The 12,120-nt window shown below is 63.3% G+C and carries 14 protein-coding genes; 8 read left to right on the top strand and 6 right to left on the bottom strand.

Annotated elements, in window-relative coordinates; all coding sequences use genetic code 11:
- The first annotated feature begins 224 nt into the window (after positions 1–224).
- Positions 225–1,151 (top strand): DUF2493 domain-containing protein, encoded by a 927-nt coding sequence (locus ACFSGJ_RS17415; RefSeq protein WP_390264773.1) that lies wholly within the window; start codon positions 225–227, stop codon positions 1,149–1,151.
- A gap of 38 nt (positions 1,152–1,189) precedes the next feature.
- Here the strand turns inward: ACFSGJ_RS17415 and ACFSGJ_RS17410 are convergent, their stop codons facing one another.
- Together ACFSGJ_RS17410 and ACFSGJ_RS17405 are read right to left on the bottom strand one after the other, a co-directional pair.
- Positions 1,190–1,513: a YnfA family protein gene (locus ACFSGJ_RS17410; RefSeq protein ID WP_390264770.1), complete on the bottom strand. Its 324-nt coding sequence runs from the start codon at positions 1,511–1,513 to the stop codon at positions 1,190–1,192.
- Positions 1,513–1,941 (bottom strand): MerR family transcriptional regulator, encoded by a 429-nt coding sequence (locus ACFSGJ_RS17405; protein WP_390264767.1) that lies wholly within the window; start codon positions 1,939–1,941, stop codon positions 1,513–1,515. Before ACFSGJ_RS17405 ends, ACFSGJ_RS17410 begins: the two co-directional genes overlap by 1 nt.
- Before the next feature lie 137 nt (positions 1,942–2,078).
- Here ACFSGJ_RS17405 and ACFSGJ_RS17400 point away from each other — a divergent pair, with 137 nt between their 5' ends.
- The 3 genes from ACFSGJ_RS17400 (at position 2,079) to ACFSGJ_RS17390 (ending at position 5,980) form a co-directional block, all read left to right on the top strand.
- The gene (locus tag ACFSGJ_RS17400; RefSeq protein ID WP_390264764.1) at positions 2,079–4,364 is read left to right on the top strand and encodes a heavy metal translocating P-type ATPase; all 2,286 of its coding nucleotides are present in this window, start codon (positions 2,079–2,081) and stop codon (positions 4,362–4,364) included.
- A gap of 11 nt (positions 4,365–4,375) precedes the next feature.
- The gene (locus tag ACFSGJ_RS17395; protein WP_390264761.1) at positions 4,376–4,843 is read left to right on the top strand and encodes a DUF411 domain-containing protein; all 468 of its coding nucleotides are present in this window, start codon (positions 4,376–4,378) and stop codon (positions 4,841–4,843) included.
- A gap of 813 nt (positions 4,844–5,656) precedes the next feature.
- A complete protein-coding gene (locus ACFSGJ_RS17390; RefSeq protein ID WP_390264758.1) occupies positions 5,657–5,980 on the top strand; it encodes a DUF736 domain-containing protein in 324 nt (107 codons plus the stop codon).
- Positions 5,981–6,097: 117 nt separating this feature from the next.
- Here ACFSGJ_RS17390 and ACFSGJ_RS17385 read toward each other — a convergent pair whose 3' ends face one another.
- The gene (locus tag ACFSGJ_RS17385) at positions 6,098–6,508 is read right to left on the bottom strand and encodes a helix-turn-helix domain-containing protein (RefSeq protein WP_390264755.1); all 411 of its coding nucleotides are present in this window, start codon (positions 6,506–6,508) and stop codon (positions 6,098–6,100) included.
- Positions 6,509–6,576: 68 nt separating this feature from the next.
- Between ACFSGJ_RS17385 and ACFSGJ_RS17380 the strand changes: the two genes are divergently transcribed.
- A complete protein-coding gene (locus ACFSGJ_RS17380; protein ID WP_390264753.1) occupies positions 6,577–7,992 on the top strand; it encodes an MFS transporter in 1,416 nt (471 codons plus the stop codon).
- Between the two features lie 246 nt (positions 7,993–8,238).
- Here ACFSGJ_RS17380 and ACFSGJ_RS17375 read toward each other — a convergent pair whose 3' ends face one another.
- A complete protein-coding gene (locus ACFSGJ_RS17375; RefSeq protein ID WP_390264750.1) occupies positions 8,239–8,700 on the bottom strand; it encodes an Lrp/AsnC family transcriptional regulator in 462 nt (153 codons plus the stop codon).
- A 195-nt stretch (positions 8,701–8,895) separates the two neighbouring features.
- Here ACFSGJ_RS17375 and ACFSGJ_RS17370 point away from each other — a divergent pair, with 195 nt between their 5' ends.
- From ACFSGJ_RS17370 to ACFSGJ_RS17360, 3 genes are read left to right on the top strand one after another with little or no spacing between them, the layout of a single operon-like run.
- A complete protein-coding gene (locus ACFSGJ_RS17370; protein ID WP_390264747.1) occupies positions 8,896–9,780 on the top strand; it encodes a DMT family transporter in 885 nt (294 codons plus the stop codon).
- A gap of 32 nt (positions 9,781–9,812) precedes the next feature.
- Positions 9,813–10,376, top strand: a complete 564-nt coding sequence (locus ACFSGJ_RS17365) for a GNAT family N-acetyltransferase (RefSeq protein ID WP_390264744.1) — start codon at positions 9,813–9,815, stop codon at positions 10,374–10,376.
- Between the two features lie 3 nt (positions 10,377–10,379).
- Positions 10,380–10,799 carry a GFA family protein gene (locus tag ACFSGJ_RS17360; RefSeq protein WP_465262137.1) on the top strand — a complete coding sequence of 140 codons (420 nt, stop codon included), beginning with the start codon at positions 10,380–10,382 and terminating at the stop codon, positions 10,797–10,799.
- Positions 10,800–10,879: 80 nt separating this feature from the next.
- Here the strand turns inward: ACFSGJ_RS17360 and ACFSGJ_RS17355 are convergent, their stop codons facing one another.
- Positions 10,880–11,032: a hypothetical protein gene (locus tag ACFSGJ_RS17355; protein WP_390264738.1), complete on the bottom strand. Its 153-nt coding sequence runs from the start codon at positions 11,030–11,032 to the stop codon at positions 10,880–10,882.
- 35 nt (positions 11,033–11,067) lie between these two features.
- Complete coding sequence (locus ACFSGJ_RS17350) at positions 11,068–11,754, bottom strand: DMT family transporter (RefSeq protein WP_390264736.1); 687 nt, start codon at positions 11,752–11,754, stop codon at positions 11,068–11,070.
- Positions 11,755–12,120 lie beyond the last annotated feature (366 nt).

The following is a 12,120-nucleotide window of genomic DNA, read 5'->3' as shown; positions in this document are numbered from 1 at the left end:
TCGAGGCCAATGATCATTCCGGACATATCCAACCACTCCTTCTTCCCGGGGAACCGTTGAAACCAGATTCGACGGTTGGGGTGGGGGTGTCCACATCATCAAATCAGCCGGGCTTTGCCATCAAGGCCCTCGCAAAGGGCTCGGGCTGCCAGGCCGGAGCGCCCGTGGGCTTGTCGTCGCCATGAAGGCCGTGACGGTCGCGGTCCAGCCGAAGGACACATCCCATGTATGCCCATGACGAATTCGAACCCGATCACAGCACGTCTTCCACCGGCCATGTCATCGAAGCGCTCGAACTTTATGGCTACCGTCCCGCCGAGGACGAGGCCGATCCCCGGATCACACCCGAAGACGACGCGATCCAGGGCGCGGTTACCGACATCTTCGATGCTCTGATTTCCACCATGGCCGATACCAGCCTCGATTTCGACCTCGACGAGATCATGTGGTCCACCGTCAACACCTTCCACCGCGCCGTGGAACGGATCGAACGCAAACTCGACAATAACGAGCAGGCGCAGAAGCGCCTTCAGCGCGAACAGGACGGCAGCGAAGTCAAATCCGTCCAGCTGGAGACCCTGATCGGCATCGGCCAGAGCCTGATCGAGCGCCGCGACAGCATGGAAACCTTCCGCGACACCGCCGCCGACATCTACCTGCGCACCACCGGAACGCCTTGGTCGCCGCGCTCCGGTTCACGGGTCAACCATCGCCAGATGACCTCGGCCATGATCGACAGCCGCGACTTCATCGCCGCCAAACACCGGGCCGACAACGAGGTGCTGCTGCCCGCCGGGCCGAAGATCGCCTTCTCGGGCGGTGATACCACCGATCACCGGACGATCTGGGCCAAGCTCGATCAGGTGCATGCCAAGCACCCGGACATGGTGCTCCTCCACGGCGGATCGCCGAAGGGTGCCGAACGCATCGCAGCCACCTGGGCCAATAACCGCAAGGTCCCGCAGGTCGCCTTTAAGCCCGATTGGACCAAACACGCCAAGGCCGCGCCCTTCAAGCGCAACGACCGGATGCTCGATACAATGCCGATCGGGGTCATCATCTTTCCCGGCACCGGTATTCAGGAAAATCTCGCCGACAAGGCCCGCAAGCTGGGCATCCCGGTCTATCGCCTGGCGGAGGGCAGCGCGTGAGCGCTGTCCTTCCTTGAAATGGCCGCTTCGAGCCCTTATCAACCTGCGCGTGGTGCGAGAAGGATCACTGCGGCGCCGATCAGGCACAGGCAGGCACCGGCGATGTCCCATACGTCAGGCCGCTGTCCCTCTGCACTCCACATCCAGAGAACCGACGCGGCGATGTAGACGCCCCCGTAGGCGGCATAGGCTCGACCGGCGAAACCCGCTTCGACCTGTGCCAGAAGCCAGCCGAACAGCACAAGGCTCGCAATCCCTGGCAGCAGCCAGAAGATCGACGCGCCCCGCCACCAGGCCCAGATTGCAAAGCAGCCGGCGATCTCGGCCAGGGCGGCGAACGGATAGATCAATACGGTCGGCATCAGGAGCCGGGCCGATCATGATCGGAGAGGCACTCTTCGTGGTCGCGTAACACCTCAAGGATGCGGCAGTTCGCAACCCGATCGGCCCGGCATTCGCCGATCATCCGTTGCAGTTCGAGCCGGAGCGCCTCAAGCCGGGCGATGCGCGCCTCAACCTCATGGAGTTGCTTCTGAGCAACAGCATCGACCTGCGCACAGGACCTTTCCGGGCTGTCCGAGAGGTCCAGAAGTTCCCGTATCGCCTCCAGCGAAAAGCCAAGCTGCCGAGAGTGCCGGATAAACGCGAGCCGATCGAGTTCCGCTGCCCCGTATCGGCGCTGACCACCCTCGCTGCGCCCAGGCTCGGGCATCAAGCCGATCTGTTCGTAATAGCGGATCGTTTGCACCTTGGTGCCGGTCCGCTTTGCCAGCGTCCCAATGGACAGCATAAGCGTCTCCCTCCCTCGTTGGAGCGTCGTGTCCCTCGTGGCCAAAGATCCGGAAAACCTTCTCACCCAGCTTGAACCTACAGTTGCTGTAGGTCCTATATCAAGGGTCGGTCGAAGAATCACGACGGAGAGGCTTCATGGCAGACACGAGCACACGACAACGCGAATGGCGTGTGACAGGCATGGATTGCGGTTCTTGCGCCGCCAAGGTGCGCGGCGCAGTCGAGCGCCTGCCGGGCGTCGAGCATGTCGATGTCGCCCTGATGGCCGAGCGGTTGCGACTGACGCTCGATGAGACACAGACCCCGCCAGAGGACATCGAGAAGGCAGTGCGCGGCGTCGGCTTCGGGATCGCGCCAAAAGGCGCGCGGCCGGAGAAGCCCAAGGGCGGCTTTGTCTTGCCGGAAGGCGCCTTTCCGGATGCGGCGGAGGCCGTGGAGATCGACAGCGAGCCGGAGGAGATCACCGGGCCTGCCGATGACGCGCCAACCTCCTGGTTGAAAACGTCGAAGGGGCGCCTCGTGCTCGGCACCGGCGCATTGCTCGCGGCGGCTTGGGCGTCCCGCCTTATCCTGCCGACTGAGATCGCACATTGGGCATTCGTCCTGGCGACACTGGTCGGGATTGTGCCCGTGGCGCAGCGCGCCCTCGCCATGACGCGGGCCGGAATGCCCTTCACGATCGAGATGCTGATGACCATCGCCGCTGGTGGCGCGCTGCTCATCGGCGAGCCGGAAGAGGCGGCGCTCGTCGTTTTCCTCTTCGCCGTGGGCGAACTCCTGGAAGGCGTCTCTGCGGGCAAGGCGCGCGACAGCATTCGCGCACTCTCGAAGCTCGTGCCGAAGACGGCCCGGCTCGAAGTGGGTGGCAAGACACGGGAGGTCGCCGCCGAAAGGCTCCAGTTGGGTCAGGTCGTTCAGGTCCGCCCCGGCGATCGCGTACCCTGCGACGGCGAGGTGATCGACGGCACGTCGGGTGTCGACGAAAGCCCGGTGACCGGCGAGAGCGTCCCGAGCCTCAAGGAACCGGGCGCGGAGGTCTTCGCGGGGTCGATCAACACCGAAGCTCTGCTGCGCGTGCGGGTTACAAAGGCGGCCGAGGATAACACCATCGCCCGCATTGTCCGCCTCGTGGAAGAGGCCGAGAGCGCCCGCGCCCCGACCGAGCGCTTCATCGACCGGTTCAGCCGGGTCTACATGCCCGCTGTGGTCGGAGTCGCCGTTCTCGTCGCCGTCGTCCCGCCGCTGGCCTTCGGGCTGGCTTGGGGCGACTGGGTCTACCGGGCGCTTGCGCTGCTGCTGATCGGCTGCCCCTGTGCGCTGGTGATCTCGGTGCCAGCCTCGATCACTTCGGCCCTGTCCACGGGAGCGCGCAACGGTCTGCTGATGAAGGGTGGCGCGGTGATCGAGGCGGCGGCCCGCACGACCCATGTCGCCTTCGACAAGACCGGGACGCTCACACATGGCAGGCCCCGCGTGACAGATGTCTCTGTGTTGAGTGGAAGCGACGACAACCTGATGGCGCTTGCCGCCGGGGTAGAGAGCGGCGCGAGCCATCCGCTTGGACAGGCCATCTGCGCCGAGGCCGCGCGGCGCGGCGTGGACGCGGCGACGGCCACCGGCAGCCGCGCGCTTCCCGGCAAGGGGGCGCAAGCCTCCATCGACGGAGTGACCGTCACCGTGGGCTCCCCGCGGCTGGCGAACGAGCGCGGCGCGTTCACGGACGACCTGCGGACCCGCGTGGCGGCCCTGGAAGCCGAGGGCAAGACGGTGGTCATCGTGCTCTGCAATGACATGCCTCAGGGCCTCATCGCGCTCAGGGACGAGCCGCGGGACGACGCGGCGAACGCTATCGCACAGCTGCGCGGTCTGGGCATCTCTTCGGTCATGCTGACGGGGGACAATCCGCGCACGGCCCAAGCCATCGCCGAGGGGCTCGGGATCGAGCATCGCTCCGAACTGATGCCGGAAGACAAGGTGACGGCGATCCGCGACCTGACGACGGACGCCCGGGTGATGATGATCGGCGACGGGATCAACGACGCACCCGCGCTTGCCGCCGCGCATGTCGGCGTTGCCATGGGTTCGGGCACGGATGTCGCGCTGGAGACGGCCGACGCGGCGATCCTGCGCAACCGCGTGACCGACGTGCCGGGCAAGCTCCGCCTCGCCCGGGCCACCATGTCGAACATCCGCCAGAACATCGCAATCGCCCTCGGGCTGAAGGCGGTCTTCCTCGTAACAACCGTCCTTGGTATCACCGGCCTCTGGATAGCGATCCTTGCGGATACCGGCGCCACGGTGCTGGTCACGATGAACGCGCTCCGCCTGCTGTTCTTCCAGCCCGCTGGCACACCTGAACCTGCGGGGCACGTCGGTCTGACCGCTGAGACGCGCCCCGATCAAGCAGCCGCAACGACCTGAAAGGAAGCCTGATGACCCTCACCCGCCGCGCCATGATGACCTCGGCCGCTTGCTTCGCTGCTGCGGCGCCGACCACCGGGCTGGCCCAAAGCTCTCCCGCTATCCACGTTCTGAAAGATCCGAACTGTGGCTGCTGCACCGCCTGGATCGAGATCCTGCAAGAGGACGGATTCAAGGTCACCACCGAGAGCAGCTTCGGCACCCTCCTGATCCGGCACAAGCTCGAAAACGGCATCCCTCAGAGCATGACCTCCTGCCACACCGGCGAGATCGAGGGCTACATGATCGAAGGACACGTGCCGACGGCCGACATTCGACGGCTGCTCTCAGAGCGCCCCGATGCCACTGGTCTCGCCGTGCCCGGCATGCCTTACGGATCACCGGGCATGGGTCCTGAGGATGAGCGGGAAGCCTACGATGTGTTCCTGATCCTCAAAGATGGCGGGACGGAAATCTTCTCCAGCTACGGGGCTGCCTGACGGCACCGATTTCAGGATCGCCATGAGGCCACTGCGAAAATCTCACACCGCGCAGACGCAGCGAACGGCGGAAAGGTCCGCACAGCTGGCCTCGGGGGTTGGAAATGCTGCGGCGGGGATGGATGGCCGCTTCGGTGAAGCTGCACTGCCGCACCGGCGCACGCTTCGAGCGGCGGGACTGGGCCGGACTCGGCGTCCGTAGTTGCCCACAAACTGTCCGATCCGCTGCGCTGCCGCGTATCCGTTTTGAGCCCCATTCCGTGAGCGGCCGACCCCATGAAGCGGGACCTGATCAGGGCAGGAATGCCATCCCATCATCAGGATGCCTGTATGGAGGAGGTATGCGGATCAGCATGTGGCCCGCGTTGCGGCCCTTGGCCGTGCTGGGAATGGCCGACCGTTCGAGCGGCAAATCGCACCTGTGATCGCGGGGAGCACGTCGGTCGGGGCATCTGGAGAACGATGCGCATGGCCTGTCGCGGGTGAATAAACCTGCCGGTGAAAAGCCGGTCAGGCTGATGAGCATCCGCGGTTGCCATTGTCTCCGTTCCTTACCCGTCCCATGTCCGCTCCATACGGCCTCTAAAATGGCCTGATCTGGCCGAAGATCGGCTACGCCTCGACCGGCTTTGCGCAACAGCGCCGCCATAACTTTCTTCCCCTGGGCTGCGCCCATTCCGCGCGAGACAAGAAAGTTCTGCCTTTGCTGTCCAGCCCCCGGCAAAGCGGGGTGCGCCGCCTGTCCTCTCCGGCCTGTCGATCGCCATCGGGCCGCAATGGTGCGGACCCGGAAACGGAAAACGGAGGCTTTAAATGGCTACCATCGGCACCTTCAAGAAGACCGGCAACGAATTCACCGGCGAAATCGTCACCCTCAGCGTCCAGGTCCAGGGCGTGCGCATCGTTCCCGACACCCGCGCCACCGGCGAGAACGCCCCCAGCCACCGGGTCCTGGTCGGCCGCGCCGAGATCGGTGCTGCCTGGTCCAAGCGCTCGGGCGAGGGCCGCGACTATCTGGGCCTCAAGCTCGATGATCCGAGCTTCACCGCCCCGATCTACGCCAACCTCTTCGACGACGAAGACGGCGAGACCTACGCGCTGATCTGGTCCCGCCCCAACGGTCGCCGAGGCGAGTAGCGAGGCCGTGAGGCCCCGGTCGAAAGGCCGGGCCCTCACTCAGCAATCCGAAGGTCGTAACGGGCTATGACGTTGGCCTCATGACGACCGGTGCGCCAAGTTGTTGGGCGGGCACTGTCATGCCTGGTGTCTGGTATTCGTGCGGGCGGCAAAGTCCATAAGGCGTTTGAATTTCGGGCAGTCCATGTGGCTTTCGGCCGGGCAACCCGCCACATGATGCAGGGCGTCGCGCAACCGCGTGAGGCCGCGGATCTGTGCGTCGAGCGCATCGGCGCGAAGGTGCAATTCGGCGCGCGGCAATCGAGGTGTGCCGTCCCGGGCGAACATGCCCTTGATGTCCTCCAGAGAGAATCCGGCCATCTTGCCCAATGAGATCAGCGCAAGTTGCGTGGCCGCCTGTGCATCGAATTGCCGCCGCAGCCCATGCCGTCCGACCGACTGGATCAGGCCGATTTCCTCGTAATAGCGCAGTGTCGAGGGGGAGACACCGCTCTGTTTCGACAGGACCCCGATATCGAGAAGTTTCACGGTTGACCTCAAGTGGACTTGAAGTGGCAGGGGATCCGCCGTGAATCGTCAACGCAAGGGGTCCAGCCATGACCGAAACCTCCGAGATGCGCACGCCGCTACCCATCCTGACGGCACTGGCCGCCGCCTCCCTGACCGCTTCGCTTGGGATCAGCGTTGCCTCGGTGCTGCTGCCGACCCTGACCCGCAGCTTCGAAGTCACAATCTCGCAAGCCCAATGGGTCGTGCTGGCCTATCTCATGGCGGTGACGGTCACCATCGTCTCGGCCGGGCGGCTTGGCGATCTGTTCGGCCATCGCCGGGTCATGATCGCCGGCCTGATCGTCTTCATGTCCGCATCGGTCCTCTGCGCGACCGCGCCGAGCCTCGGCCTGCTGATCCTCGGGCGTGTTCTTCAGGGGGTGGGCGGGGCGATCCTGATCGCGCTCACGATGTCGATCGCGCGCGATCTCGTGCCTTCCGGGCAACTCGGCAAGGCCATGGGATTGCTGGGTACGACCTCGGCTATCGGAACCGCGCTCGGGCCCGCGCTCGGCGGTCTTGTGCTCGCCTGGAGCGACTGGCGGTTGGCCTTTTGGCTGCTCGGAGCGGTCGCGGGGCTGACACTGATTCTCGTTGTCTTCGTCATCCGTCGTGACCGCCTGAAGAACCGGGCGTCGTTCCGGTCGCTGGACCTGCCGGGGACCGCCCTGCTGATTGCCGCACTCGGGGCCTATTCCCTCGCCACGAGCGGCGGCGCCACAGGTGTTCCTGTCTCGAAGACCGTGCTCGTGGTGGTGGCATTGGCCGCGACGGCGTGCTTCGTGATGGTGGAGACCCGCGCGAGCGTGCCGCTTGTGCCGATGGCTGTCCTCATCGACAAAAGGACGGGGGCAGGGGTCGCCATGAACATCCTGGTGGGCACCGTCATGATGGCGACCCTGGTCGTCGGCCCGTTCTTCCTGACCTTCTCGCTTGGCCTGGGCGAGGCCGTTGTCGGGTTGGTCCTGGCCGTCGGGCCGGTTGTCGCGGCGCTCTCCGGGGTGCCCTCGGGATGGCTGACCGACCGTTTCGGCGCGCGGCGCGTGATGCTTGCGGGGCTGATGCAGACCATGCTCGGGCTGCTCTGCCTTGCCTTTCTGCCGCGCCTGTTCGGCGTCGGCGGATATATCGCGGCGCTGATCGTGCTGACCCCGGCTTTCCAGTTGTTCCTGGCGGCCAACAACACCGCGGTCATGTCCGGCGCGTCGCCCGAGCAGCGCGGACGCCTTTCCGGCCTGCTCGGCCTGTCACGCAATCTTGGGCTGATGACGGGTGCCTCCGCGATGTCGACCCTGTTCGTCACCGTCATGGGCACGGGCGACGCGGCTGAGGCGACGGTCGCGGATGTCTCCCGTGCCTTCTCGATGACCTTCTTCGCCGCCGCTGCGCTGACCCTGATCGGCCTGTTCGTAGCGCTCTGGACCCATTCCGGGCGCGAGCGAGCACCGGCGGACCCGGTGTGAAGATGGATCACTACGCGCCTGCGTTGCGACCTTGGTGTATGCTGTTGGGGGTGCCCATGTGGTCTGGGCGGGTTCTCATCGCGGACCCGCCCTGTCGTCACAGCCGACCGTCGGAAACCAGTGCGCGGGTCCGCTCCAGCGTCGAGAAAAGGGCGGCTTTACAACTGAGCAGCGGGCGGCCGCACGCGGCAGTTTGCAGATCCCCTTGGGGACGTTTCAGGCTTGTCGCATAAGGAGGAGCTGCATTCACAGCGGGAGTTGCGTCGTGTATTTCAGCTCATCCAGTAGCACGGAGCTCTGGATTTCCTGAACCCCGGGGAGCAAGACGATCTGGTCGCGCAGAAGGGCGTGGAAATGATCCATGTCGCGCACCACCACCCGTACGTTGAAATCGTAATCGCCGAGCATGAGTTGAACGACCTGAACCTCTGGAATGCGCAAAACGGCCTGCTGGAACTTCTCAAACGACTTGCGACCGTGCGACGTCAGTTTGATCCGCACCAGGACGATCGCGTTGAAGCCTAGCTTTTTCCGGTCGAGGATCACCGTCTTGCCAAGAATGATCCCTTGTTCGGTGAGCCGGGAAACGCGCCGCGAACACGGCGACTGAGAGAGCCCGATCCGGTCCGCGATGTCCGTGACCGAAAGCGCTCCATCCGCCTGCATGACGCGCAAGATGCGCCGGTCCACCTCGTCAATCTCGTGCATGGTTCATTCCTCCTTTTTGCGTCGGGCAGCTGCATCATGCTGGCTTTCGTGAGATTTGTAGCAATAAAGCAAAAATAATTCCCGAAATCTTGCATAGAATATCCTTCGGATCGTTTGGTCCACGCAGACAGCCGGCTGAAAGCCTGCGATGGGACGGCGTTTTCGCAGGGGCAGGCACTGCCGGGGAGGATGACAATGAGTAATACGACGTCCGGTGCGCAGGAGTCCTACACGCAAGGCATCCTACTGATGTGTGTGGGGGTGGCCTGTCTGAGCGCTAATGACGCGATTGCGAAGACATTGACCTCCGGCTATTCGCCGCTGCAGATCCTGTTCCTGCGCAACGTGATCGCCCTGCCGATCACCATAGTCATCGCGCTGTTCATGGGCGGCCCGTCGGCACTGCGCTCGCACCGGCCCGTTGCGCACCTGCTGCGTGGTGCGCTTTGGGTCGGTGCCACGATGATGTTTTTCACCAGTTTTATCTATCTTGCGTTGGCCGAAGCCACCGCGTTGATTTTCGTCGCCCCCTTCTTCATCACCCTGATCTCGGCCGTTTTCCTGGCGGAGGAGGTCGGTTGGCGACGCTGGCTGGCCGTACTGGCGGGGTTTCTCGGGGTTCTCGTGATCATCCGCCCGGGGGGAGCCGCGTTTCAACTGATCCATCTGCTCCCCGTCGCGACGGCGCTCGTCTATGCCCTTTTGATGCTGAGCGCCCGTTGGGTCGACCCCCGCGAAAGCGTGTGGACCCTGCTCGTGTATCTGACCGGGGCGGGGGCGTTGCTGAGTGCGCTGATCGTGCCGTTCGTCTGGGTTCCCGTCAGATTGGGTGACCTGTGGCTGTTCGCCGGCATTGCCTTGTTCGGCACCGCCGGGATGACGATGATGACACAGGCCTTCCGCCTCGCCCCTGCGGTCGTGGTGGCGCCGCTGGATTACACCGCGCTCCTATGGGCCACGCTCTTCGGCTGGCTCATCTGGCGCGAGAGCCCGGACGCGATGACATTTCTCGGCGCGGCGATCATTATTGCGAGCGGTGTCTTCACCATCCTGCGTGAACAGAGGCAAGCCGGTTCATAGAATGCTGAGATGAAGGAAAATGGAGTGCGGACATGGTCTCATCTACCGAAACCGCAAAAGCGATAGAGATCCAGCCCGCAATCTGGGCTGATTTCGAAGCCCTCATGGGTGAGAAAGGGGGCTGCGGCGGCTGCTGGTGCATGTTGTGGCGGCGTACAGCCAAGGAGATAAAGGCCGGAAAAGGCGAAGGAAACCGACAAGCGATGAAGGCACTGTTCGATCAGGGCGAGGCCCCCGGGCTTGTCGCCAAGGCGGGCACGGACGTCATTGGCTGGATCCAGATTGATCGCAGGGCCGCGTTTCCGCGTCTCGCCTCGTCGCGGGTACTCAAGCCGGTGGATGAATTGGATGTCTGGTCGGTTTCCTGTTTTTTTATCGACAAACGGTTCAGGCGCACGGGCCTCTCGCTCAAACTTCTGAACGCGGCCGTGGACTGGGCGCACAGCTGCGGCGCTACCATCGTCGAGGGTTACCCAATCGACACGCCGCGCAACAAATACCCGTCGGTCTATGCGTGGACAGGGTTCGCGGGCAAGTTCCGGCGGGCAGGGTTTACCGAGGTCGCGCGGCGTTCCGACACGCGGGGCCGATCATGAGAAATGCTCTTGGCGATGACAGGGAGGATTGGAAGGCTGACGGGCAGATGTGAATGCGGCGCGGTGGCCTTCGAGGTGAAACACGTTCGGGAGACCGTCACCGTCACCGTCTGCCATTGCAGTCAGTGCCGCCGCACCAGTGGGCATCTTTGGGCCTCGATACATGCTGCGTTCGACGACTTGACCTTCACGCAAGATTCAGGGCTACGGTGGTATGTCTCGTCTGAGACGGCAAAACGCGGGTTCTGCGCCAAATGTGGTTCCAGCCTATTCTACCGCATGAACGGTGAACGCGGGATCGGGATCGCGGCGGGGTGCCTGGATGTCACCACCGGATTGCGTATCGGTAAACACATCTTTGTCGCCATCAAGGCTGACTACTACCCTACACCTTCCGATGCGGAAGCCTTCGAGGAGGGTTGACATTTGCCAGTTGCGGCACGCGAGCGTGCCGTGTCGCGACAGATCAAGGCGAGAACGCTATGAAGCCTGCACGCGTGCCGTCAATCGGTTTCCGTTTGAGATCTTTGCAACACCAAACCTGACAGTGCGATCAGGGTGCCGCCGATGAGTGTTGCAGGGCCGGGAAGATTGCCGAACACCGCAGCACCGAATGCGACCGCACCGACGAGCTCCATATAGACCAGCGGAGACAAGATGCTGGCCTCCGCATAGCGGAAGGCCTGAATGGTCAGGAAGTGGGCGAGGGCAGAGATAGCCCCATGGACAGGATCAACCAAAGCAGGTCAACGGAGGGTACTTCGAATGTGAGGGCCGCTTGCGGGCTGAGCAGAAGCGTTCCGACAAGGCATTGAAAGCACAGCGTCTGAAGGGAGTCGCTGCGGGACGCGGAGAGCTTGGTGACGACGAGGTAGACGCCATGAAAGCAACCGGCCAAGAGAGCGATGCCTGTGCCCAGACTGCCACCGCCGAACGGTTGCAGCACGATCAAGGCGCCGAAGACCGCAAGGACGAGGCTCGTGCCTTTCGCGATGGTCAGCCGTTCATTGAGGAACAGAACCGACAGCAGCATTGCGACGATGGGCCCGGAAAAGTATGCCGCAATAGCAGAAGCGAGGGTCGCCCATTGCAATGAGACGAAGAAAAGGGTCATCGCGATGACCAGGCAAAGCGTTCGGAAGAACTGCATGGCAAGGCCCTGTCGTGGAAAGACTCTTCGGCCCCGCGCCGCGAGAGCGATCGGCAAGACGACAAGTGTTGCCGCCGCATATCTTGCCCAGGCGACCAGCAGGGGCGACAGCGTTTCTCCCAGCAGCTTCGCGATGCCGTCCACAATCGGTACGATCAATGACGCCGATGCCATGAGCGCGAGGCCGATCGTTGAGCTGTTTACCTTGCGGGGAATTGTGTTGTGCATGTCGAAAGCCCGTTGTCAAAATGCTGGCTCCATCGCCGATTTGAGTTTCGGGATGTTGGGCTTGCGTAATAGCGCATCAAGGCGCTTGTGATTGGCGACCACTTTAGAGTTGTTCTAAAAGAGTGCAACCTGCCACTTTCGCGTGCCTCCACCATCGAAGCGCGAACGAATCAGTTTTTCCGTGTTCCGGTCTTCCCGTTGATATCCCGCCTCAATTATCTTGGTTCAGCTTAGGAATGCGACTATAATAGATGGGGTATTCGAGCGCTCCTGCACAGCAACTTCGAGCCTGGTTGAAACATTTAGGAGTTTCACCGGCACCATGCGGAGCTAATCATCTAGTCGCCATAAAACCCCAATGTCAGA

Source organism: Halodurantibacterium flavum (genome assembly GCF_042681825.1).
Lineage (GTDB): Bacteria > Pseudomonadota > Alphaproteobacteria > Rhodobacterales > Rhodobacteraceae > Halodurantibacterium > Halodurantibacterium flavum.
This window is presented reverse-complemented; position numbering and strand designations above follow the sequence as displayed.